This window comes from Clostridium sp. OM05-6BH (assembly GCF_003481635.1).
Lineage (GTDB): Bacteria > Bacillota > Clostridia > Lachnospirales > Lachnospiraceae > Butyribacter.
The window spans coordinates 135476-160875 of record NZ_QULH01000003.1; the positions used below are offsets into that span (position 1 = coordinate 135476).

Annotated in this window: 22 protein-coding genes; 5 read left to right on the top strand and 17 right to left on the bottom strand. The window is 41.9% G+C overall.

The window, feature by feature from the left end; translation table 11 throughout:
- Nucleotides 1–9 precede the first annotated feature (9 nt).
- Together DXB73_RS14465 and DXB73_RS04690 are read right to left on the bottom strand one after the other, a co-directional pair.
- Entirely contained in the window at nt 10–180 is a 171-nt protein-coding gene (locus DXB73_RS14465; protein ID WP_182448222.1) for a hypothetical protein, read from the bottom strand.
- Between the two features lie 48 nt (nt 181–228).
- Nucleotides 229–792 carry an accessory gene regulator B family protein gene (locus DXB73_RS04690; protein ID WP_118690289.1) on the bottom strand — a complete coding sequence of 188 codons (564 nt, stop codon included), beginning with the start codon at nt 790–792 and terminating at the stop codon, nt 229–231.
- Between the two features lie 301 nt (nt 793–1093).
- Between DXB73_RS04690 and DXB73_RS04695 the strand changes: the two genes are divergently transcribed.
- A complete protein-coding gene (locus tag DXB73_RS04695) occupies nt 1094–1522 on the top strand; it encodes a hypothetical protein (RefSeq protein ID WP_022025489.1) in 429 nt (142 codons plus the stop codon).
- A gap of 66 nt (nt 1523–1588) precedes the next feature.
- The gene (locus DXB73_RS14470; RefSeq protein WP_022025490.1) at nt 1589–1732 is read left to right on the top strand and encodes a hypothetical protein; all 144 of its coding nucleotides are present in this window, start codon (nt 1589–1591) and stop codon (nt 1730–1732) included.
- Between the two features lie 187 nt (nt 1733–1919).
- On the opposite strand, the gene DXB73_RS04700 is transcribed toward DXB73_RS14470, so the two are convergent.
- The 5 genes from DXB73_RS04700 to DXB73_RS04720 all read right to left on the bottom strand — a co-directional run bounded on the left by DXB73_RS04700 (nt 1920) and on the right by DXB73_RS04720 (nt 7760).
- The gene (locus DXB73_RS04700; protein ID WP_022025491.1) at nt 1920–2351 is read right to left on the bottom strand and encodes an ACT domain-containing protein; all 432 of its coding nucleotides are present in this window, start codon (nt 2349–2351) and stop codon (nt 1920–1922) included.
- 26 nt (nt 2352–2377) lie between these two features.
- Entirely contained in the window at nt 2378–3685 is a 1308-nt protein-coding gene (locus DXB73_RS04705) for a phenylacetate--CoA ligase (RefSeq protein ID WP_118508019.1), read from the bottom strand.
- Between the two features lie 105 nt (nt 3686–3790).
- Nucleotides 3791–4360 carry an indolepyruvate oxidoreductase subunit beta gene (locus tag DXB73_RS04710; RefSeq protein WP_022025493.1) on the bottom strand — a complete coding sequence of 190 codons (570 nt, stop codon included), beginning with the start codon at nt 4358–4360 and terminating at the stop codon, nt 3791–3793.
- 12 nt (nt 4361–4372) lie between these two features.
- The gene (gene iorA / locus DXB73_RS04715) at nt 4373–6100 is read right to left on the bottom strand and encodes an indolepyruvate ferredoxin oxidoreductase subunit alpha (RefSeq protein ID WP_022025494.1); all 1728 of its coding nucleotides are present in this window, start codon (nt 6098–6100) and stop codon (nt 4373–4375) included.
- Between the two features lie 190 nt (nt 6101–6290).
- Nucleotides 6291–7760, bottom strand: coding sequence for a family 43 glycosylhydrolase (locus DXB73_RS04720; RefSeq protein ID WP_118690290.1), 1470 nt, complete (start codon nt 7758–7760; stop codon nt 6291–6293).
- A 370-nt stretch (nt 7761–8130) separates the two neighbouring features.
- Here DXB73_RS04720 and DXB73_RS04725 point away from each other — a divergent pair, with 370 nt between their 5' ends.
- Nucleotides 8131–9018 carry an AraC family transcriptional regulator gene (locus tag DXB73_RS04725; protein ID WP_182448221.1) on the top strand — a complete coding sequence of 296 codons (888 nt, stop codon included), beginning with the start codon at nt 8131–8133 and terminating at the stop codon, nt 9016–9018.
- Nucleotides 9019–9118: 100 nt separating this feature from the next.
- Here DXB73_RS04725 and DXB73_RS04730 read toward each other — a convergent pair whose 3' ends face one another.
- From DXB73_RS04730 to fabV, 6 genes are all read right to left on the bottom strand, one after another.
- The gene (locus DXB73_RS04730; RefSeq protein WP_118690292.1) at nt 9119–10249 is read right to left on the bottom strand and encodes a hypothetical protein; all 1131 of its coding nucleotides are present in this window, start codon (nt 10247–10249) and stop codon (nt 9119–9121) included.
- Nucleotides 10250–10561: 312 nt separating this feature from the next.
- Nucleotides 10562–12409: an ATP-dependent helicase gene (locus DXB73_RS04735; protein WP_118690293.1), complete on the bottom strand. Its 1848-nt coding sequence runs from the start codon at nt 12407–12409 to the stop codon at nt 10562–10564.
- A 65-nt stretch (nt 12410–12474) separates the two neighbouring features.
- On the bottom strand, nt 12475–13950 hold the full coding sequence (gltX, locus tag DXB73_RS04740) for a glutamate--tRNA ligase (RefSeq protein ID WP_118507360.1): 1476 nt from the start codon (nt 13948–13950) through the stop codon (nt 12475–12477).
- Complete coding sequence (locus DXB73_RS04745) at nt 13919–14740, bottom strand: Sir2 family NAD-dependent protein deacetylase (RefSeq protein ID WP_118690294.1); 822 nt, start codon at nt 14738–14740, stop codon at nt 13919–13921. Before DXB73_RS04745 ends, gltX begins: the two co-directional genes overlap by 32 nt.
- Nucleotides 14741–14818: 78 nt before the next feature.
- A complete protein-coding gene (locus DXB73_RS04750; RefSeq protein ID WP_118507362.1) occupies nt 14819–15430 on the bottom strand; it encodes a cytidylate kinase-like family protein in 612 nt (203 codons plus the stop codon).
- 57 nt (nt 15431–15487) lie between these two features.
- Nucleotides 15488–16678, bottom strand: coding sequence for an enoyl-ACP reductase FabV (fabV, locus tag DXB73_RS04755; RefSeq protein WP_118690295.1), 1191 nt, complete (start codon nt 16676–16678; stop codon nt 15488–15490).
- A gap of 363 nt (nt 16679–17041) precedes the next feature.
- Here fabV and DXB73_RS04760 point away from each other — a divergent pair, with 363 nt between their 5' ends.
- The gene (locus tag DXB73_RS04760; protein ID WP_182448220.1) at nt 17042–17530 is read left to right on the top strand and encodes a restriction endonuclease; all 489 of its coding nucleotides are present in this window, start codon (nt 17042–17044) and stop codon (nt 17528–17530) included.
- Nucleotides 17531–17548: 18 nt separating this feature from the next.
- Nucleotides 17549–20113, top strand: a complete 2565-nt coding sequence (locus DXB73_RS04765; protein WP_118690297.1) for an ATP-dependent DNA helicase — start codon at nt 17549–17551, stop codon at nt 20111–20113.
- Between the two features lie 130 nt (nt 20114–20243).
- On the opposite strand, the gene argJ is transcribed toward DXB73_RS04765, so the two are convergent.
- From argJ to DXB73_RS04785, 4 genes are all read right to left on the bottom strand, one after another.
- The gene (argJ, locus tag DXB73_RS04770) at nt 20244–21488 is read right to left on the bottom strand and encodes a bifunctional glutamate N-acetyltransferase/amino-acid acetyltransferase ArgJ (protein ID WP_022025507.1); all 1245 of its coding nucleotides are present in this window, start codon (nt 21486–21488) and stop codon (nt 20244–20246) included.
- 388 nt (nt 21489–21876) lie between these two features.
- A complete protein-coding gene (locus DXB73_RS04775) occupies nt 21877–23499 on the bottom strand; it encodes a fibronectin type III domain-containing protein (protein ID WP_118690298.1) in 1623 nt (540 codons plus the stop codon).
- 344 nt (nt 23500–23843) lie between these two features.
- Nucleotides 23844–24386, bottom strand: coding sequence for a L17 family ribosomal protein (locus DXB73_RS04780; RefSeq protein WP_022025509.1), 543 nt, complete (start codon nt 24384–24386; stop codon nt 23844–23846).
- A gap of 16 nt (nt 24387–24402) precedes the next feature.
- Nucleotides 24403–25362 carry a DNA-directed RNA polymerase subunit alpha gene (locus DXB73_RS04785; protein WP_022025510.1) on the bottom strand — a complete coding sequence of 320 codons (960 nt, stop codon included), beginning with the start codon at nt 25360–25362 and terminating at the stop codon, nt 24403–24405.
- Nucleotides 25363–25400: the final 38 nt, after the last annotated feature.

Consider the following 25400-nt stretch of genomic DNA (forward strand, 5'->3'; position numbering starts at 1 on the left):
AAGTTCCCCTCAATTAAAAACCGCCCTCTCCGTAACATCTTTATGTTGCAATGACTGTGGTCTTACCGGCTGATGTAAAAATCCTACACACATCGGAGGCCATCCCTGTTCAATGACTCTCACATCTCGTTTTACAATCTTACCGGTCAACTTCATTACTGGGTTCTCTTTCTTTTCCATAATAATCCTCCATTTGTTAATACTATAAGCACATTGTTCCATAATGTTTCACATTATTTCCTGACGAAGTAATTTGGCCAAGATTACCGTCAGCGCACATAGGATAATTGCCGATGCAATAAATATGTGCAGAATCCCTGACAATAGATACAGACAGCTTGCAATCAATACTTCTGTCAATATCGTTACATAAACACCTTTTCGACAATCAGACATCTCTTCCTTTGACAGATTGAGATTGGGATGATTAACCGGTGAAAATATAAACAATACACAAATGCTGATTATCACTAGAAAAATCATTACAATCGGGTGTGCTTGAAGAAAAGGCGCTATCCATCTGACTACTGCCAATAGCATCGCAATCGTTCCCACCAAACAACCAAGCAAGGTTTTCGCATGATATCCGCCAGAGTACTGCCGTATCCCTTTAAAAGCAACAGCGTATATTAATCCCTCCAGTATGTTATGCGTCCATAAACATACCATCGCTAGCAAGGTATACGTAATGACTTGCTCTGCTCGTATTGTCAAAGCATAAATATATTCATCACGGTTCTCGCTTTCCAAAATTTCCTGACCTATCATCCGATCCACAAGTTTGGTTATCATGTGTGTCCTCCATCTGGACAATGTGCATCTCAAAGTTCCATTTTCACTTTAACAAATCCATTGCGAATTTCAATGTCCATGTAAAAATTCGACTATTTCATGTAAAAATTCGACTATATTTTTTTATGAAAAATTTTAAAATATGTCTTGACAAATCTTTTTCAGGTTAAATCTCAACCGAGAACTCCATGTCGACAACATAATTATTTAGTGTTAAAATAGTCAGGGATTCCATCTTCTCATATACTGAATTATGCACATTTGGGATCAAAGATTAAAAACGGAAAGTGAGGCGAAGAATATGAAGAAGCAGCATAGGCGTTGGATCAGTCTGTTCCTCGTTTTGGTGTTTATCCTCAACGGTATTTTTCTTGATGTTCCCGAACTGCATCAAGCTGCATCTCAGTTCACATTCGCCAATCACAAAGTTGTTTTTTCAGATCAGGATACGATACTGCATGCCTCGGCAAATATCCTACGAAATGCTGATTTTTGCACAGAAGATCTGCTCGGCATACAATCACGCGACGCCTCCAGTCTGCGTGGTGTAAGAGACGGTCGCAGAAGCAATGCAAAAGTACGAGTATTCTTGTCCTTGGTACATATTTTAGATTCAAAGATTTCCTATATTTCGGAAATGGCAGACTGTACCTGCATTGGCAATATTACCTTTAGCTGCAGGACAATTCTGCGTTATATACAGCGGCAGGATGGTAAAAAGCCACTTTAATCCACGATAGCGAGTAGCGTAATAAAAAGTCTAGCGTTCTTATTTTTAGATTTATGGAGGATTATTATGAGTATACCATTGTGGATTTTAATTATTATTGGAAGTATTTTTGGAATTGTTTTAACTGGCGGCACGGTGATCGGCTTGATCGCTGTCATTATTTTTAAGATCTACCGCAAAGTTAGATTTGGAATTTCCTTATACGAATAAACAACTATTTATGCCATAACTTATAAAAGAGCAAAGCCTACGTTTTTTGCTCTGCAAGAATTGCTAAAGCAATTCTTGGTGGTATAACACCACATTGTGAGCAGTTTCCTATAAAAAAGTAAAGAAACGGCTGTCCTGCGGATCAAACTGCAGGACAGCCATTCTTTATGTTGCACGTAACATTTCTTTACAGTTTCGCTAAGTCTTCCTGACTGATCAGACGAACATCGCTCGCTTTCAGCACTTCTGCACCTTTCTTAATATCGGTAACACGGAAGATCAAATGCGCCTTACCGGATGTATGCGTGTTAAAAGCATACATATATTCAACATTGATCCCATTCTCGCCAAAAATATCTAACACATTTGCCAGACTTCCCGGCTGATCCGACAACTCAATCGCCATAACATCCTTCGTAGAAGATACATAACCTGCATCTTTTATCACTGTGGATGCATTGTAGACATCATCAACGATCAATCGAACGATACCAAAGTCCTGCGCATCCGCAACCGATAATGCACGCATATTAATATTATTTTCACGAAGTACATCGGTCAGCTCTTTTAATTTACCCGGCTTGTTTTCCAAAAATACAGAAATCTGCTTAACCATCATAGTGGACACCCCCATTCATTTTTACATTATTTATACAAATTTCTCTTATCGATAACGCGTACCGCCTTACCTTCACTTCTTGTAATTGTTTTCGGATTTACAAGAGTTACTTTCGCATAAATACCAAGCATTGCTTTCAATGCAGTTACCAATTCTTTCTCCTTTGCCGTAACTTCGCTCATGCTGTCTGAGAACATCTCCGGCGTCATCTCCACCTGTACCTCGATCGTATCACTGTTGTTGACACGATCAACGATGATCTGATAATTTGCCGCATATCCTTTATTCATCAATACCGTTTCGATCTGTGATGGGAATACATTCACACCTTTGACGATCAACATATCATCACTGCGACCCAACGGTTTTGTCATTTTGATATGTGTACGTCCGCAGGAACATTTCTTGCGGCTCAAGATACAAATATCTCTCGTGCGGTAACGAAGCAGCGGGAATGCCTCTTTCGTGATACTTGTAAATACAAGCTCACCTTTTTCTCCATCCGGAAGAACCTCCCCCGTCTTTGGATTGATTACTTCTGCAATAAAATGATCTTCATTGACATGCATACCGTTCTGCTCAGAACACTCAAAGGCTACACCCGGTCCGGAAATCTCTGTCAGGCCATAGATATCATATGCTTTGATACCAAGTTTTTCCTCAATATCATGTCGCATCTCCTCAGTCCACGCCTCTGCACCAAAGATACCTGCCTTTAACTTAATCTGATCCTGTACGCCTTTCTCATGAATACTCTCTGCCAAATATGCTGCATAAGACGGTGTACAGCAAAGGATCGTGGATCCCAGATCGGTCATAAACTGAATCTGACGCTCTGTATTACCGGAAGACATTGGGATCGTTAGGGATCCAACTTTGTGGGAACCGCCATTTAAGCCGGAACCACCGGTAAATAATCCATAACCATAGGATACATGCACAATATCTTCTTTGGTACCACCGGCTGCTACGATCGCTCTGGCACAGCAGTCTTCCCATAGATCCAGATCATGCTGTGTATAAAAAGCTACCACACGCCTTCCTGTTGTACCACTGGTTGACTGGATGCGTACACAATCCTTTAATGGCATCGCTAACAGTCCATATGGATACTGATCTCTTAAGTCGTCCTTCTCCATAAATGGTAATTTATGCAGATCCTCAACGCCATGAATATCTTCCGGTTTGATCCCTGCCTCGTCCATTTTATTTTTGTAGAATGGAACATTGTCGTAGATGTGTTTCACCTGCTTAACAAGTCGCTCACTCTGCAGTTTCTTGATTTCTTCTACCGGCATCGTTTCGATTTCCGGCTGAAAATAATTTTGTGCCATGGTATTCACCCATTCCTCTCTCATATTGCAAGTTCGGGAGCTTCCCCTCCCAAAACTTGCTTTGCGAATTTCCTTCGCATTGTAAACCGCTAATATATCTTTATTCTAGTTGCGTCCCAGCATAAACGCTTTCTTGTTCATCTCCAAGAACTTCGGCGGTACACACGCTTCCAAAGACGCCAGCCAAGCTTCCTCGCTGATCTCCGGGAAGTAACGTGATACTCGTCCCATAAGCACGATATTTACCGCTTTTGGACTGCCTGCCTCCATAGCAAGAGACAATGCATCCATATCATCAATATCCGCCCCGGCAGCTTTCATCTTTTCGATGAGATTCTCCGGATACTCTGCTGCTCCTGTGATAACCGGCATCGGGTCGATTTCCTGATCAGAAACGACAATCTTGCCGCCTTTCTTGAGATAGTTCATGTATCTGGCTGCCTCTAATTTCTCAAAAGAGATAATAACATCTGCTTGTCCTTTGTCAATGATCGGTGAATACACTTTGTCACCATAGCGCACATATGTTACAACGCTTCCTCCGCGCTGACTCATTCCGTGTACCTCAGATACTTTTACATCATAATTTTGACTGAGAAGTACATGTCCTAAAAGCTTGCTGGCAAGCAGAGAACCCTGACCACCTACACCTACGATCATAATATTTTTCGTCATTTTTGCGTCCTCCTATTCCGTAATTGCATCAAATTTGCAAAGCTGTTTACAAACGCCGCAGCCAACGCAAAGTGTGTTGTCGATCTGCGCTTTGCCGCCCTTAATACTAATTGCCGGACAGCCAAGCTTCATGCACATTTTGCAGCCCTTGCATTTGTCTTTATCAACATTCAAAGGAGGTTTTACCTCAACATATTTGAGAAGTGCACATGGTCTTCTGCTGATGATCACAGATGGCTCAGCGGCAGCAAGTTCTTCTTTGACTGCCTTATCACATGCTTCCAGATCGTATGGATCAACGACACGAACGCGGTTAAAGCCCATCGCCTTGCAAAGTGCTTCAAGATTGATCTTACCTGCCGGATCGCCCTTGATGTTGTAACCGGTCGTTGGATTCTGCTGATGACCTGTCATTCCCGTAATGGAATTATCTAAGATAATAACTGTTGAATTGCTCATGTTATAAGCAATGTTAGCAAGTCCGGTCATTCCGGAATGCATGAATGTAGAATCTCCGATCACGGCAACGGTCTTGCCTTCAGATTCTTCGCCACGCGCTTTATTAAATCCATGGATCGAGCTGATGGATGCGCCCATACATGCTGTTACGTCGATTGCTGACAATGGCGCAACTGCTCCTAATGTATAACATCCAATATCACCCATAACGGTACATTTGTTTTTGGATAATGTGTAGAACATTCCTCTATGAGGACAGCCCGCACACATTACCGGCGGTCTGACCGGGATGTTTTCATCCAAAGTCAGGCTTTCCTCTACCGGGATACCCATCTTTTCTGCAACCAGATTTTGTGAAAATTCATCTTCTAATGGGAATACGTCTTTACCTGTCACATCCAGTCCTAATTTCTTACAATGGCTCTCGATAATATCATCCAATTCTTCTATAATGAATAATTTGTCTACTTTTTGTGCAAAATCAAGAATTAATTTTTCAGGAAGCGGGTTGATCAGTCCCAATTTCAGGACACTTGCATTGTCTCCGAACACTTCCTTCACATATTGATACGAAGTTGAAGATGTTATAATTCCGATCTTAGTATCACCCATCTCAACACGGTTGAGTGGTGTTGTCTCAGCGTATGCGATCAAGTCTCTGGTACGCTGCTCTACAATTGGATGGCGGCGTTTCGCATTTGCCGGCATCATAACATATTTTGCTATGTCTTTCTTATATTCTTTGAGTGCCGGCTCCACACGTTCGGATGTTTCAACCAAACTCTGTGAATGTGCAACACGGGTACACATTTTCATGAATACCGGCGTATCATATTTCTCAGAAATTTCATAAGCGATCTTTGTGAATGCAAGTGCCTCTGCAGAATCCGAAGGCTCTAACATTGGTACCTTGGCAGCGATCGCATAATGTCTTGAATCCTGCTCGTTCTGGGATGAGTGCATACCCGCATCGTCCGCAACACCGATGATCATTCCGGCATTGATTCCGGTATAAGAGATCGTGAATAACGGATCTGCTGCGACATTAAGTCCTACGTGCTTCATTCCGCAAAAACTGCGTTTTCCCGCTACGGCAGCACCAAAAGCCACTTCCAGTGCTACTTTCTCATTTGGCGCCCACTCACAATAAATCTCATCGTACTTAGCTGCTTCTTCCGTAATCTCGGTACTTGGCGTACCCGGATAACTGGAAGCAACGCCACAGCCCGCTTCATACAGACCTCGTGCAACTGCAGCGTTACCTATCATTAACTGTTTCATTTAGCAGTTCCTCCTTTTTATCTAATGTGCTCTCGAAATAATATGTATGAACTTCGCGAGAGCGCATCCTGCATAATACTGATAATATTTTATCAAAAATTGAGCATAAGGTAAACTACTAATTGTGGGCAAGGGTGTTATTTGCAAAATTGGAACGCCCTAAGAATAAACAACTTTGCTGTGAAATCCTCTATTTGCAAAATTGGAATGCCTCTAGGTCGAATAACTGGCGACGTTCAAAATAGCAAGCTGACCATCCATTATATTCTGACTGTGCGATCAGATAAACCGCATGTCTTCCTGTGACGTTTTGCACTTTTGTACGAAGCGTAGTGCTATCTCGCTCAAACTCTGCCACGCCAATTTCTGTCTGCTCATCGTCGATACAAATATGCAGTTTGCCATGACAGCCCCGCGGATGTACTTTTGCCATAAATGTCATTTCATCTCCGGTAAAATCATCGCCAAAATCAAAATACTTCCAGCCCATTACGCAGCCATCGGTAATATTAGTGATGATTCTTGTAAAAGGATCTAATTCTGTGATGAATGCCGCTGGTTCATCTGCCTCAATTTTCTCTTCCTTTGACTCTGTGTCAACCTTAGGTTCTGCCTCTGACGGCTGCTCCGTTGTATCTGCTTCCGGCTCATTGCATAAATGCTGGCCTGTACTTTCAACATTTTCCTCCAATTGAGCAGTTTTTGTCTGTATGTTTTTCAGGACACATGCCGTATCTGCCGCCGTTGCTTCATACGGATTTAACGATTCCTCAAATCCAAGAGATGTCATTTCCACGGTTGGGATCGTGCCATCTTCTAATATCTCGATCCGCTCCACGCAGCCCCTGCGTGACATGATCGAGCCATTGGTCATGCGATGATAAAAAATATACCACTGTCCGTTAATCTGACAGATGGAGCCATGATCATTACCACCCGGATAGTCGACGCCATTATCCACAATATATCCTCGATATGTAAATGGCCCGGTTGGAGAATCCGATGTAGCATATGCAAGCCTGCTGCCAATTTTAGGTGAATAGATCAAATAATAGGTATCTCCTACTTTTCGTGGGGAACAGGCTTCAAAAAATCCATCCTCCGTCTCCGTAACCGGAATAATGTCCGTCTGATAACTTCCATCCACGACTTCATACATATTGTCCCCGTTCAGTTCACACATGTAAGATCCCAAGAATCCGCAATACACGTATACTCTTCCGTCATCATCAACCAATACACCCGGGTCGATAAACGTACCGTTGTCATAATGATCCGGTATATTGTACTGATACTGGGACAGCATCGTAAATGGGCCTTCCGGTCGGTCACTCACCGCTACACAGCCTTTCGCATCTACAAGATATGCATAGAGATAATATTTACCATCTTTCTCTACAACGTCCGGTGCATATAATTCATGTTCTGTCCAAGGTGTATCCGTTGTTTTGCCCTCTTTTGCCTTTGATCGGAAAATATCTCCGTGGCATGTCCAATGACTCAAATCATGGACAGATGCAGACCACACCTTTAATTTGTAATCACAAAATCTTTCGCAATCCACACGATCATGTGATCCGTATACATATACGCGATCCCCAAATACTCTTGGTTCTCCATCCGGGATATACTCCCAAGATGGTAAATAAGGATTTGCCATAGTTAACCTCCGTTCTGTTCTTCGATAGGATATTCGGTGCAACTGTTAGTTTGCTCTCGCATCGTGATATTTATTTTGACGAGAATAACTTTTCATTGTAAAATTACTATGATGCAAACGAAAAATATCGTTCGACCATAACCCCATTACTGTGTATATTATACAAAAAGAATGTTTGTGGTTCAATAGAACAAAAATACATATATCTTTCATTTTCGGACTTACGAAAATGGTTATAGAAACATGGAGTAATGTTTGTGTTTTCAGCGCAGAGACAGTGCGGAACATCAGAACGGGGGGATAGAACCATGGAGTAATGTTTGTATTTTCACCCAAAAGAAACGTGCTGAAGATAGAATGGAGATTTCGTATGAATTTTTTTTTGAATTGGTTTACACAGGATGAAACATTTCCTTTTTTTATACAATATGGAACACATGACGAAGATCTGTGTCTACATACACATGCCGATTTTTCAGAGCTTGTGATCGTGCTGAGCGGCACCGCCACACATGTGGTGGACGGAGAAGAGTATCCAATCCGTAAGGGGGATGTTTTTGTGATCAGTAATAATACTGCACACGGCTATAAACACCCCAAAAATTTTCATATATGTAATATCATGTTCCACCTGTCCTATTTTTTGGACTATCAAAGTGATATTAAAACAACGGCAGGCTTTCATGCACTTTTTGTCATTGAACCCACCTTAACCAAAACCCAAGGTTTTAAACGACAATTAACGTTGAACTTAGCACAATATGAAGAAATCCACACGTTGATCGCTTCACTCAAAAATGAATACGAAACTAAACTCCCCGGCTATCAGACAATGATCATCAGTCTGCTCTCACAGCTTTTTACTTCGTTGTCACGTTTTTATGACGTGTCCCAAAAATCTGACAGTAAAGAGGTTGTTTCCATCGCAAATACTATTGCTTATATGGAAAATCATTACAATGAAGATTTATCCATCGAAGAACTTGCACAGTATTCCGGATTGTCCTCCAGACATTTCCGCCGGATCTTTCAGCGCATATACAGCATTAGTCCTACAAAATATATGACGATATTGCGCATTCAGGCCGCTATGAAAGCTCTGCAAAATCCCCATCTTTCGATCACAGAGATCGCTTTACTCTGCGGTTTTTCAGACAGTAATTATTTCTCAAGAAAATTTAAGGCTGAAACAGGAAAAAGCCCGCTGGAATACCGTAAGTATATCCAGGGACTTTCTAATTCCAGTATAACGATTTAACAACCGGCACGTCACGCAGGTCCTGGTGAACAAATGCCCGGCCTGTCACGCAGATCCTGATAAACACATGTCCGGCACGTCACGCAGGTCCTGTTTCAATTTATCGGAAACTTACCCATACAACCGGGTAGATTCCATTCGGATCCCAGTTGGGCGGAAGATTGTCTTTATATTCTGAAATCGTATCTTCCGGCAATACAAATATTGGATTCTTAACAATATCTTCTTTTTTGGTCTCAACCGTTTGCATACCGGCACGTTTTTTTGCCGTAATTTCTTTTCCCATCATTACCTTTTCACGATCACTAAAATTAGCACTCGTAAATTTTCCATTCAGGAACTCTGTCAATTTCTTGCCTTTTAGATTCTCGCCCTCTTTTCCGGATGGCAATTCATCCTTACTCAGCGGTGTGCTGCGAATCAACATCGCTTTTTCCCCTAACAGAGCTTTATCCAATACCATCCAGCGCATTCCGGCATAGTATACTTTAGTTCCAATCTCTGCCTTACGCATAAAGCGTTTTTGGTAACGGGTTGTGCGGTGTTCTGCATCTGCATATGCACCCGCTAAACGGTATACTTTCATTGCTTTCTTATGGTGATTATCATCGTCATATTTCTTGGCGATCTTGTAATAACAGGATTTCTTCATTTTTCCTACACCCGGCAAATATTCTACCTGATCATATGAATTGATGGCAGCTTTGTAATCGCCAAGCATTTTATGCCCAAAACCTTTTACGATATACGACAATGGAGTTACCATGATCACCGTACAGATAACAACAATTACTGCCAATGCAATAGCGCGACGCTTATACACCTTGCGCGTTTCAATCTTGCGAATCCCCGCATGGCAAGCTTTGTCTCCTGCTTCTGCTTTATCTGCATATGCTGCAAATTTCTTTAATCTCCGATACTCGCTATTTGCAGCAATGTAGTCACTCTTTGTTTTTGCTTTGTCATACATATCTTTCGCCGTCTGTAAGGTTTTCTCGCAACCTTCACGTTCTATCTGATCTGCCTTATCTGCGCACTGCTTACGACGCTTCCTGGCATCCTCATAATCTCCCAACTCCTCAAACATGGCGGCTGCGGAGCGAAGCGACGTTACCGCTCTCTCAAATCTCTCGACACAGTCGATTGCATCCATCAGTTCTACGGCAGTATTATATTTTTCCTCTTCCGGAGAGGGACCTGTCTTAAAAATGTCCTCTTTACTAAGTGCCATATTTTCCTCCATTCATTTCGTTACTTCCAAAACGGTTCTCTGCAAAGTTGGCTGCTTTTCAAAGCCACTTTCTATATCGTTTGTTTTCTCCAAACTACTCTCTGCAAAGTTGGCTGCTTTTCGAAGCCACTTTCTATATCGTTTGTTTTCTCCAAACTACTCTCTGCAAAGTTGGCTGCTTTTCAAAGCCACTCGAACTTCCTTATTATACAATACCTTGCGCATCTTTACACCCTTTTTTTGATTTTTTCCGGGGAAAGTTTATTTTTGAGTTAATTAATGATCATTTCCCACACTGTTCGCATAATGCTGTCATTTCTGACTTTTGGCAGATTCCGGAAATATCTCGTCCAAGAAACGCGACGGATCAGTTTCATGATGAAGTCTGGTCTTTACATAGCTCATAATTAGCTTTGTTTTTGCGCGCGTCATTGCAACATAAAAAAGTCGTCGTTCTTCTTCCACATCTGCATCCAAAACCGCTTTGTTGTGAGGAGCAACACCTTCATTGACATCCGGAAGAAACACGATTTCATATTCCAATCCTTTGGCACCATGCATTGTCAATAGCTGTACCGCATCTTCTTTGGTTTCGTATTTTTTGTTTTCTTGCTCCTGCAGCGCCTCGCCATATTGTTTTATATAGTCAAACCATGCCTCCGTGGTCTCACACGCTCTCGCATCTTCCTGTAATTCATCCAATATATCAAACATATCCTCAGCGCGGATTCCCCGGTACTCTGCATATTCTCGAATATATTCATCGTAACCGATTCCCTTACGAATAAAATTAATGGCAGCATATGGTTTTAGCGACACCAGCATGGCAAGGTCTGATTGTAATTGCTCTATACGGTCAACCATCCAATCTTTATCTTCATAAAATAATTTTAATTCTTCAAAATCTGCATAAGTTTCCGTAAAAGCATTCCGATGTACATAGCGTTTTGGTCGATTAATGATACGCATCACCTTACTTCGCTCCCTTGCCCCTTGCGCCACCTCGATATAGGTCAATATATCTTTTGCGATCCAGTGCTCATATAAATTTGGCAAATGCTCCTTTAATTCAAAAGGAATGTTATACTCCATCAGCTTTACCGTCAGTCCGCGCGCCTGAGGATTGGTTCGAAACAGTACTGCCATTTCCCTGTACAAAACTCCCTTTTTACGATACTCCAAAATCTGCTGCCGTATCGCTTCATTTTGCTCAGCACTTTTTTCATAACAAAGGTTCTCGACCTCAGCTCCCGCCTCATGCGCTGCGAGGATGTCCTTTGGCAAACGATTTTGATTATGGGCAATCAGATTCCCTGCCGCTTTTACAATATTGGCACTACAGCGGTAGTTTACACCCAGCTTACATATTTGTGCGTTTTTATAATCCGCCAGAAATTGCTTCATAATATCCGGTCGTGCTCCTCGGAATCCATATATAGATTGATCGTCATCTCCTACTACAAAAAGATGGTTTTTCGGCTGCGCCAACAGTTTAACTGTCTCATATTGGACACGATTAATATCTTGAAATTCATCGATCAAAATATATGGATATTTTTGCTGCCACAGTGCGCGAATATCCGGCCGCTGTTCCAAAAGTTCGTAGCAATATACCAGCATATCATCAAAGTCAATAAGCCGCTTCTTCTCTAAGCAATGTTGATATTTCGTAAATATCTGTCGAAATGTATCCCCAGGACAGATCGGCGAATAATAGTGCTCCAGCTCTATCCGCTCTCCTTTCACACGACTGATCTCCGCAGTCAGATCCACCAGAAACTCATTTTCATCCTGTATTTCTAATCTGCTTTCAGCAACCAGATCCCGCAAAATACGATACTTCATCTCGTCACGTATAATGTTATCTGCACTATAATGATAAGCATATTTTAATATCGTAAAGAAAACCGCATGAAATGTTCCAAATTGAACACCGCCCTTGCCTCCCTCTGCCAAATAGCGCTGCTTCATCTCAGCAGCCGCCGCTTTCGTAAAGGTAATGACTAAAATATTGCCGGGAGCTACATCATGCTCATTAACCAATCGTTTGATACGCTCTGTAATTGTATATGTCTTTCCGGAACCAGGTCCCGCCAAAACTAACATCGGTCCGGCAAAATGCGATACAGCAATTCTCTGCTCTTCGTTTAGTTCCCTCATAATCCTCCTACTCAATAAAAGGGCAACGCATTAACGTTGCCCCTGTATGAATTACTTTTGATCTTCTATTCTTCATCTGCTGCCTCGCTCAGCATTTCAATTCCTTTACGGATACGTGCAAGCGACTCCTCTTTTCCAAGGATTTCCATAATCTCATATGCACCGCCCGGTGTCATCTGTTTGCCGGAAACTGCAGTTCGAAGCGGCCACAGTACACGACCGTTTTTCAACTCTTTTTCTGCGATATAGGCTTTGCATACTTCCTCAATCTCATCAATTGAGAAATCTGTCATTGCCTCCAGTCGTGGTAACATATCTTGCAACACTTCCAATGAATTCTCTGTGTTGGTCTTCATCTTCTTGTGTGTATACATCGCTACATCATACTCTGGTAATTCCTCAAAGAAATCAATCTTCTCTTTGATATCCGGAAATACTTCAATACGCGTCTTCAGCAATTCAGCGATCTTCTTAAGATCGTAATCTTTCGTCACCACTTCTTTAACAACCGGAAGAGCATGCTCCATATATGCATCCATATCCATTGCCTTGATATATTCACCGTTCATCCAACGCAGTTTTACAATATCAAAAACAGCCGGAGATTTACTAATATGATGGTAATCAAACACTTCCTCTAGCTCTTTCAGTGAGAAAATCTCTCTGTCTTCTGTCGGACTCCAGCCCAGTAACGCAACAAAGTTAATGATTGCCTCTGGCAAAAATCCCTGATCCAACAAATCTTCTACAGATGAATGTCCACAGCGTTTTGAAAGCTTTTTATGATTCTCATCTGTAATGGTTGGACAATGTACATACTCCGGCACTTCCCAGCCAAACGCCTCATACAGACGATTATATTTTGGAGCAGATGAAAGATACTCATTGCCTCGCACTACATGAGTGATCTCCTGCAAATGATCGTCTACAACATTCGCAAAATTATATGTTGGATAACCATCTGTCTTGATCAAGATCATATCATCAAGTTCTGCATTATCTACCTCAATATCGCCGTAAATGGCATCATGAAAGGTCGTTGTTCCCTCTGTCGGATTGTTCTGACGAATAACGTAAGGAATCCCTGCGTCAAGCTTTGCCTGAACTTCTTCTTTGGAAAGATGCAGACAATGCTTATCATATTTTGCAATTTCCTTGCCATCTTCTGTTTTACTGGATGCTCTCAGCTCTTCCAAACGCTCTTTCGTACAAAAGCAGTAATAAGCCTCTCCTTTTTCCACTAATTGTTTAGCATAGTCCAAGTACACACCTGTCTTCATACGTTCACTCTGCACATATGGACCATAACCACCATCTTTGTCTGGTCCTTCATCGTGCTGCAATCCGGTAAGTTTCATTGTATTATAAATGATATCCAACGCTTCCGGCACAAAACGCTCCTGATCGGTATCTTCAATACGAAGTACAAACGTTCCATGTTCATGGCGTGCGATCAGATACTCATACAATGCGGTTCTCAAATTACCTACATGCATGCGTCCTGTTGGACTAGGTGCAAATCTTGTTCTTATCTTGCTCATTCTTTTCTGCCTCCTGAATTTTGTCTTTCTGCTTCTTTTTCTTATTCTGCGGAAGAGGAATGTCTGCCACATACTTAAACAATTCGCATAAATCCCCATAAGCACGATAGTTGGCGCGATCATCACCTACCTTCTCGTGGGTATTTAACAGAAGCATTTTATCGCCTTTATAGTATTTCGTCAAATTTAAACACAACGGAGATCTTATTGATGTTCCAACGATCAGTAAAAGATCAGCGTTTTCTACAGCATTTGCTGCAGCCGATATTTTGCCATTGTCTACCATTTCACCCAGCAAAGTAAATCCGGGCCGCAATGGCACACCACACTTCGTACATGACGGTATTCCTACCGCATGTCGTATAAAGTCTGATCCGTATACCTTACCACAGTTTGGACAATAGTTCTTCTCCACAGAACCATGAAGCTCTATCACGTCATCGCAACCAGCCATCTCATATAATGGATATACCGTTCGCTTCACGATCGCATCAAGCTTTCCTGCCTGCTGAAGACGCAAAGCACCTTCGTGTATCGAAGTCGGTTGCAATGCGCAATTTAGTATGATCTCCTTATAATATTGGTAAAATATCTCTACCCTTTTTGACAAAAACATGGATGAAATAATTTCATCATTCGAGTATCCATATTTTTGCTCAATATCATATGCAATATGTTCTGCGCGAACGCCATTTAATCCCGCTGCGCGTGCCACGCCAAGTCCACTGATCAACACAATATGGTCACTCTCTCTAGTCAATTTTCTCATTGCCTTTAATGAAGTTTCCATAATAATCCTCCCTTCTCCCACAGCCCTGCAAATTATGGGGCCGTCAGACACCAATTTGCAATTTTTGATCCGTCTGGATCATTTTTCCCCTAAATACTTACAAATGCACTCCACTGTTTGGTCGATGCCAACAAAATCACTACGTATAACCATATCATAGTTATTAAGATTGGTCCATTTCTCACCTACATGGTAATTGTAATAATTCGCTCGTCTTTTGTCATTTTTCAATATGATATCTGCTGCCTTATCCGGTGCTTCTCCATATTCTGATATCACTCGATCAATTCGAAACTTCATGGATGCTTTCACAAACAGATTGACAATATTATCCCGCTCTTTGAGAACATAGTCGGCACATCTGCCAACAATAACACACGGTCCCTCATCTGCCACTTTACGAATGACATCCGATTGTGCCAAAAAAATTCTATCATCCAACGATAATCCATTGAATCCAAAATCCTGATTGCCATACACATTGATCCCCATTGCAAGAGAATATAACAGACTGTTTGTCGCTCGATCCTCTGCTTTTGCAAAATTTTCCTCTGCAAAACCACTCTCTTTCGCGGCTCTGGTGATCAATTCATTGTCATAAAATGGAATTCCATAATATTCTGCTACTTTCTGTCCAATCTCTCTACCACCGCTGCCATACTGTCTGCCAATTGTGATTACCTTGTTCATACTAGCACCTCCAATCTCACTGTCTACACCTTCCGCTTCAACCAGAGTATTTCAAGATCATTCTGCAGAAATTATGCTCGGAATTGATGTCTGAATATTAACATCCGCATCATAATCCACGCCTTCTATACGAAATCCAAATATTTCGTAAAACTCCTGCCAATACCCATCAATATCCGTTAGTTCTGATAGGTTTTCCGGAGAAATTTTCTCCCAGATCTTTTTAACCTCCTCTTGAACCTCCGGTTTCATTTCATAATCATCCATACGAATCAAATGATTCTCATCCGTAGGCACTCCCCCCTCCACGCAAAGTCTGTCATGAACAAGTCGATACATTTGCTCAATACAGCCTTCGTGTAAATTCAATTCCTTCATCACCTTGAATAGAATTGATATATACAACGGAACGATCGGAATTGCGCTGCTTGACTGTGTTACCACCGCCTTATTAACTGCAACATATGCCTCTGTTCCCTGTATGTGTTCATTGATTTTATCTGCTGTGCGATACAGATCCTGCTTTGCCTGACCAATACTTCCATCATAATAGATCGGATACGTAAGCTCCGGTCCAATGTAGGAATATGCAACTGTCTTCGCACCATCCGCCAACACATCTGCTTCCTGCAATGCTTCCATCCAAAGCATCCAGTCCTCGCCACCCATAACCTTGATCGTATCATTGATCTCCTCCTCAGTCGCAGGCGGAATCGTTACTGTGGTGAGTTCATTTGTCAACAAATCAATACTTTGATTCGTAAATTCTTTATCTACTGTTTTCAAAACAGAACGATATGTCACCCCATCCGGAGCCTTACGACGCGGTGCTGCAAGACTGTAGATCACCATATCCACCTGACCAAAGTCTTTCTTGATCAATGCGATCGTCTCCTCTTTAATCTCCTGAGAATACGCATCTCCATTAATTGACTTCGCATAATGACCATCATTCTGTGCAAACTGCTCAAACGCCGCTGTGTTGTACCAGCCTGCGCTGGCTGTTCTCTTCTCCTTACCGGGCTTGTCAAAAATAACACCGATAGAATCTGCGCCACAAGCATATGTAAGTGCAATTCGGCTTGCGAGCCCATAACCCATAGACGCCCCCAACACAAGTACTTTCTTAGGGCCTTCTGCTTTCGGCTGAGACTTAACATATTCAATCTGTCTTCTCACTGATTCTTTACATCCCTCCGGATGCGCCGTCGTGCACATAAATCCTTTAACTTTTGGCTGAACTACCATTTTTATCCTCCATTTTCTTATCTGTAATGAATCGATCAACATCTACATATGTTGAATTATCCTCTCATATATACTTCCCGGTACTACAATAATAGCCTTGCTGTTTCTCCATTCAAATTACGATGTTTTAGGATTATTATAGCACAAAAAAGATAGTAATTCAATCGTACACGCACCTACAACATATGTCAAGTAATAATTTTTTTAATTTTTTTTACAACATTTCTCTTTACAAAGAACATTTGTTCTGCTATACTACTAATACCCCAAAAGAAAGGAATTGTTTGTATGAGACCTCGTTACATTACTATCCGCTTAGCAATCTCCACATGTTTGTGCATGATAGCTGTCCTAGGTTGTCTTTTGTCTTTATTTTACAAGGGAACACCTACTGCTTTACGAACTCCCGGAGCAGCTTTTTGTGGACTGAGCAGCTTATTCATTATATATAGGATCATATGCCTGTCACATAAAAGATCCATCTTCCGCAAAGGTGTTTATCACTCCCGCGACCTTGACCAGATATCCGGTGCTGATTTCGAGGCACTATCTTGTGATATACTGGTAGCAAACGGTTTCGAATTTGCAGAGAATACACAGGCAAGTGTTGATTTTGGTGTAGATGTTTTGGCAAGACGCGATGGTATAACTTACGCGATCCAGTGCAAACGTTATGACTCCCCGGTTGGTATTGATGCTGTACAACAGGTCTATGCCGGGCGTGCATATTACGAATGCCATGTCGCAATGGTACTTACCAACCAATATTTTACCGGAAGCGCACGCAAGCTGGCAGATAAAATAGGTGTTGTTCTGTGGGATCGAGATATGTTGGAAGAACTATTACAGTAGTCCAGGAAGGAGGCTCTTATGCACACATGTAAAGTATCTGTCCGTGACTTGGTGGAATTTATATTACGCTCCGGTGATATTGTATCTTCTTCTACCGGCATCCGAGATACTGATGCTATGCAGGAAGGCACTCGCATTCACAAAAAGCTGCAAAAGCAGATGGGATCACAATACCATGCCGAAGTCCCATTAAAATACACATCCTCTGTGTGCTATGATAACCTTTCGTTTGCAATATCCGTGGAAGGACGCGCTGACGGCATATTCCCGAAATCTCTCCTTCCAAGGCTGTACGATTTTGCTGACTTTTCAAGCGAGATCCCCCTAGAAACCGAGGCCGAGCATACCCATCCGATAATCCCATGCCGCACTATAATTCATGATGATTCCGAGGCACCTACTGACTTTATTGATGAGATCAAAGGCATATATCGTAATGTACACACAATGTACGAGCCCATTGCCGTTCACCGTGCTCAGGCGCTATGTTATGCGTATATTTATGCCTCACAGGAACACCTTTCATCCATTGGTATCCGCATCACTTATTGTCATATTCCCACGGAAGATATCCGCTATTTTTATGAAGTGATCACCTATGAGGACCTTCACCGATTTTATGAAACACTATTAACGGAATACGCAAAGTGGCTTGCTTGGCAGATACACTGGCAAGAAGAACGCGATGCCTCTATACGCCCGTTGGAATTTCCGTTTGTATATCGTAACGGACAGGCCGATCTTGTGAAAGGTGTCTACCAATCTATCCTACGACAAAAACGGCTCTATATCGAAGCCCCTACCGGCGTAGGCAAAACAATTGCAACAATATTTCCCGCCGTTAAAGCAATGGGGGAACATTTGACAGGGAAAATCTTTTACCTGACCGCCAAAACGATTACTCGTACGGTTGCTGAAAACACCTTTGCACTTCTGGCCAACCACCAGGCAGCCCTCAAAAGTATCACCTTAACTGCCAAAGATAAAATCTGCATTCTAGAGAAAGCAAACTGTCATCCGGCAAATTGCGAACGTGCCAAAGGTCATTTTGACCGTATTAACGATGCCGTATATGATCTTATCACTCACGAATCACAGATCACTCGTGATATCATAACGCAATACGCCTTAAAGCATGAAGTATGTCCTTTCGAGCTCAGTCTGGATGCTTCTCTTTGGTGCGATGCTGTGATCGGCGACTATAATTATGCCTTTGACCCGGATAGCCACCTCAAACGCTTTTTTTCAGATGGCGCTGCCGGAAGTACAGCGAATCTTTTTTTAGTAGATGAAGCACACAATTTGGTTGACCGTGCCCGCGATATGTACTCTGCAGTTTTGATCAAAGAAGACGTGTTAGAGACCAAACGTCTCCTTAAAACCAAAAGCAAAAAGATCACAGCTTCTTTAGAAAGTGTAAATCGTGCACTTTTAGATCTGAAAAGACAATGTGACGAACTTCTCATCTGCACACTGTCTATGACAGATGCTTTGTTAGGACGCTTACTTCGACTTCAAAGTGTAATGGATGAGTTTTTACAAGATCCCTCTTTCAGTGAGAAAAAATTATCGGAGGAACAATTTAGCCAATTACTGGATTTTTACTTTAACATCCGTTCCTTTGTAAATGTATATGAGTTGGTTGATGAACACTATCTGATTTATTGCGACTATAATGATAACAGCAATTTCTGTGTTCATTTACAATGTATGAATCCATCTGCCAACCTGGAACAGTACCTTGCCATGGGACGCTCCGCTATTTTTTTCTCTGCAACACTGCTTCCTATTCAATACTATAGAGAGCAACTTGCAAGCCGCCCTGAAGATTACGCTATCTATGCCCCATCGCCGTTCCCTGGTCACAACCGACTATTACTGGTCGGTCGGGATGTCAGCACTAAATACAGTCGACGCGGAGCTGCAATGTATGCCCGAATTGTAGACTATATATTACGATTTGTGCATGCCAGATCGGGCAACTATATGGTCTTTGTTCCATCCTATAAGATGCTGCAGGATATCTATGATATGATCGCCTCCTCTGATGCCAGTCAAGATCTGACTCTGCTTACACAAAATGCCACAATGGATGAGCAAGAACGAGAAGAGTTTCTGGCGCATTTTTCAGAATCTCCCACCACAACGACTGTAGGATTATGCGTCTTGGGCGGAATATTTAGCGAAGGAATAGATTTGAAGGCAGAACGCCTGATAGGTGCTGTGATTGTGGGAACAGGTCTACCAATGGTTTGCAATGAAAATGAACTCTATCGACAATTTTTTGACGGGGAAATTTCATCATTTTCAACAGGTTCTGAAAACGACGAAGCAACAATAAGAAACACCAGACATGGTTTTTCTTATGCATACCAATATCCGGGCATGAATAAAGTCCTGCAAGCAGCCGGACGTGTCATCCGAACCGAGCAGGACTATGGTTGTATCCTTTTATTAGACGATCGTTTTTTGCAGGGCAGTTATCAATCCCTCTTCCCACGTGAGTGGTTTCCGCATTATACAGTCACCCCTGAGACTATGACTGAACACTTGCTCAAGTTTTGGGAGGCACACAGCACTTAACTTTCCGTCCGTTTGCCAGGAATAATAAACTCCCGTTATCACAAACGGCTGTCCCTGTTTATCCGGAACAACTGTCCCTGTTTATCTGGAGCGACAGTCCCTGTTTATCTGGAATGGCTGTCCCCGTTTATCAAGAGCGGTAATCTCCGTTTATCTTCACATAATCGTATGTAAGATCACAGCCCCATGCCTTAGCAGATGCTTCGCCCTGATTCAAATGAACATGAATATAAATTTCATCTTTGTTCAATATTTTGGCCGCTTCTTCCTCGGAAAAAGCAACCCCTGCACCATTTTTACATACTGCTACTGTTCCGACTTCTGACTCCAACTCTACTGCCACTTTGTCAATATCGAACTCCGCTTCCGCATAACCAATTGCGCAAAGGATTCTTCCCCAGTTAGCATCTTCTCCGAACATAGCACATTTAAACAATGGGGATCGGATTACACTCTTCGCCACAACAATTGCTGTTTCCTGATCCGGTGCGCCATCACAAGAGCATTCTAAAAATTTAGAAGCACCCTCTCCATCTGCTGCCAACATTTTGGTCATATTCTCCATAACAACGTACAATGCTTTTTTAAACAGATCAAAATCAGCATTTTTCTCGGTAATCTCTGCATTTCCGGCTAAACCATTTGCCATAACACTAACCATGTCATTTGTGGAAGTATCACCATCTATACTCAAACAGTTGTATGTAACTTTAACAATTTCTGATAATGCCGCCTGTATCATTTCTCCGGAAATTGCCACATCCGTCGTGATAAAGTTAAGAGTGGTAGCCATATTAGGATGGATCATGCCGCTGCCTTTTGCCATGCCACCTAGTCTACATTTCTTACCATCCAAAAGAAATTCTACTGCCACCTCTTTCTGGACGGTATCTGTTGTCATAATTGCTTTTGCTGCAGCATCGTGTCCATCGATGCTTAATCCCTCTGCGAGTTCATGCATAGCATTTGCAAACGGCTCTACAGACATTGGTGCTCCGATGACACCGGTTGAAGCAACAATAACACGATCTGCTGTAATCCCCAATTCGTCAGCTGTTAACTTACAAACGGCATTTGCCACTTCTACACCATTGGCATTACAGGTATTCGCATTCTTCGAATTCACGATCACTGCCTGTGCTTTGCCACCACTTTGCGCAAGATTTGCTTTCGTCACCAAAATAGGTGCACCCTTCACTTTATTTTGAGTATATACTGCTGCTGCTGTACATTCCTTCTCACTAAATATCATTCCAAGATCATTTTTTGTTTTTACCGGATTAATACCGCAATTCAATCCATTAGCCGTAAATCCCTGTGCAGCACACACACCATTTTCCACATACTCATACCCAGCATACTCTTTCTTTGTCATTTTGTCCTCATTTCCGCACACATGCTATTCTGACAAATTTATACCACGTGTGCAAATATATAAATCTGCCGACTCAGATAGATGCTGTAATTCAAAGTCGAGTTTAACCACTACTGCACCTACCCGCCATTGTAAAAAGCCATCCCTATAGTAACAGATTCCGCAAAAAAATACCATCCTTTTCCCATTGCAAAAAGGATGGTATTTATAATCTTCCTATAGCGATAAAGATATAATCTAAGGACATGTACTTACCGCAACTAGTCAACTTAATCACAGTTTACTCTTAAAGCGTACTTCGCCATAGGCAATGCATGTACTTACCACAACTAGTCAACCTGATCACAGTTTACTCTTAAAGCATACATTGTCATAGGCAACGCATGTCCTACCGCATACTAGTCAACTTGATCGCAATTACCCGATCAACCTTATAAGTGCATTTCGAATATTTACAACCGGAAAATACTGTATATAAATATTGTCCATATACCATACTTCCACAGGCTCTTGGTGGAATTGTAGTCTTCTTCGTATACGCTTTTTTTGCCACACCGCCTGACGCTGCCGGCGTCGAAAATGCAGGCTTATAGGTGCGAATCTGGGACAAATAGCCGGACTGTTTGTTGTTTGACTGAGAACTTCTCACCACATACATATAACCATCCGCATCAAAGGATACAGCTCTCGTTCGATTTGGCATTGCCATATAATATTTACGTGTCAGCGATACTGCACCTGTTGTATTGGTTTGCACTACATAGCCATACATTCTCGTTGCAAGCTTTGAATTATAAGCTCCAATCCACAATACATGATCTCTGTATGCCATATAAGAACCATTTGTTGCTATGGAATAAGTTTCATCAAACGCAGCTAATTCCGTGTATGCGCTCCCTGACGCTACCGCTTTAGAGATCATCTCATATGAAAAACGAACAACTTTTTTCCCTTGTGTCAGCCACACATTCTTGCCATCATACGCCATTGCGTCAATTTTTGTCTTATTTGGCATAACCAACGTCGTAATATATGATTTTGAAGACCGGCTTAATACGTAGATGACAGATTCATCCTCTCCATTATATGCGTATGCTGATACAAGCATATAGGCCCCTGCTGTGCAGCCTCCTTGTGGAAACATTCGATTATTGGCGAAACCTGCTACGTTGGTTGTTTTCATCCCCGGTATAGCAAAGCTTTTCGTATAGTTTGCTTTACGCAAAAATGCATATTTCTTATATGCCGGAGACTTCTTAAACTTTGCCGTGCTGGAATACTTTCTTGCACCTTTCGATGTCGCACTTACCGTTATAGTCTTAGCAGCGTAGGCTTGCGAAAGCTCTCCTTCTACCGGCAGTCCATTGGCGTTCATAGTATAGGCAGATATTTTAAAGTAATAAGTTTTATTTTGCTCTAAAGATTTTTTGACATATTTGCAAGTACCGGGATTGGTAATTGTTTTTGTTCTTATATATGTCCCTGCCTTACTCGTCGAATAGTAAATATAATATCCGCTCGCATCTTTTTGTTCTGTCCAATATAACTTGACGCGCTTAGAACCACCTTTGATCTGTGTTACCTGTGGCGCTATCGGCGCGGTTACTTCTGTAACCTGTGGTGTTGCACTAGGTTCTACTGTAGCCTGCGGTGTGTTGCCCGGCACTGTCGTTGGCTGCTCACTAACCTGTGGTGCATCATCTGGTTTTGCGGTTGGCTGCCCACTAACCTGTGGTACATCATCTGGTTTTACAGTTGGCTGCCCACTAACCTGTGGTGCATCATCCGGTTTTACAGTCGGCTGTCCACTAACTTGTGGTGTGTCATCCGGAACTGCACCCGGCTCTTCCGTAATCTGGGGGCTGGATGCCGGATCTAATTCTGTCTGTGACGTAGCACTTGACCCTACTACTGAAGATGCTTCATCTGCAGAAATATGCATGCTATTTGCTGCATACGTCCCGCTCACTATTAATGCTGCTGATAATACAAATGATAGTAATCTTTTCATAAATTCTATATTCCTCTTTTCTTTTTGGATGAGAATGTTGAAGACTCAGTAACACTTTCATCTGTTTTTGTAAATATTTCTTCGCCGTCTTTCAACCGCTCCTACCACATTTTCCCTTATATTAACGTTGTTATTTGTCATTTATATGTTAGCTTTTTCACAGAAAAATGACAATTTCGCCAAATCACCTATACCAAAAAGCAAAGCCAGCGCTTTGCTTTACAAGAATTGCTAAAGCAATTCTTGGTGATGTCACGCTACATAACAGCATTTTCCTATATCAAAAAAAGAGGTACCACAGAAAATTTCTGCAATACCTCTTTCTATTAAGAGCAATATTAAAATTATACTAACTCAATGAGTACCTGCATAGCAGCATCACCCTTACGCTGACCAATCTTCACGATACGGGTATAACCACCATTACCATTGCGCTCAGCATACTTTGGTGCAAGATCATCCAAAACAAATGCTGCAACATCAACAGTCTTAGTACCACTCTTACGTCCCTGCATCTCTGCCGGAACCTCAGTGATGTTGTAAAGAACCTTCTGCATCTTTCTACGAGCATGCAGTCTGGATGGCTGATCCTTTCTGATCTCCTTCTCTACTTCATCAAACTGTGTTACCTTCTTACCATCAACGACTTCTTTCACACGCTTACCATCTTTGTCCTTGCGGGCAACCTTAGCAGTAACGGTTACAGTGTCGTAATTATTGCATTCCTTAACACCCAGAGCAATGATTCCCTCTGCGATTTTACGAATCTCTTTCGCTTTTGCCTCAGTAGTAACAATGCTGCCATGATACAACAAATTTGTCACCTGATTGCGAAGCAAAGCTTTTCTCTGGCTGGAAGTTCTTCCAAGTTTTCTATAGCCTGCCATTGTGCTTACCTCCTAATTATTCATCTCCCAAGTTCAAGGAAAGACCTAACTCCTTAAGCTTAGACAATACTTCTTCCAAAGATTTACGTCCAAGGTTTCTAACTTTCATCATGTCTTCCGATGTACGGTTGCAAAGTTCCTCAACAGTGTTGATTCCTGCTCTCTTCAAGCAGTTGTATGAACGAACGGAAAGCTCTAATTCATCAATATTCATTTCCAACACTTTGTCTTTGCTATTCTCTTCTTCAGCCGCAATAACCTGAATACGAGAACTCTTATCAGATAGATCAATAAATGATCTCAAGTGATCGGATAACACCTTTGCAGCAAGACTTACTGCATCACTTGGCTCAATTGTACCATCTGTAAATACATCTAATGTCAGCTTATCATAATCTGTAATCTGACCAACACGAGTATTCTCAACCTTGATATTAACTCTCTCTACCGGAGTAAAGATAGAATCGATTGCGATAACATTAATCGGTAAATCTTCACGTTTGTTCTTATCAGAACTTACGTATCCACGACCATTTACAATTGTCATCTCAATGTAAAGTTTGCAGTCAGGACCACCACTCAATGTAGCAATCACCTGATCCGGATTCATGATCTCGATATCAGAATCCACCTGAATATCAGACGCTCTGACCACACCCTCGCCGGAGGCCTCGATATAAGCAGTCTTGACCTCATCGGTCTCACTGTTATTCTTGATTGCCAGACTCTTGATGTTCATAATAATCTCAGTAACGTCTTCCTTCACACCAGGAATTGCTGAAAACTCATGACCAACTCCGTCAATACGAATATGACTAACTGCTGTACCCGGCAATGATGAAAGCATGATTCTTCTCAGAGAATTTCCAAGAGTTGTACCATAACCACGCTCCAATGGTTCTACTACAAAACGTCCATATTTCTTATCTTCTGAAATATCTGCAATCTTAATATTTGGTTCTTTAAAATCAAGCACTCCCAGTACCTCCTTTTGGGGTTCAATGCTTACCTGAT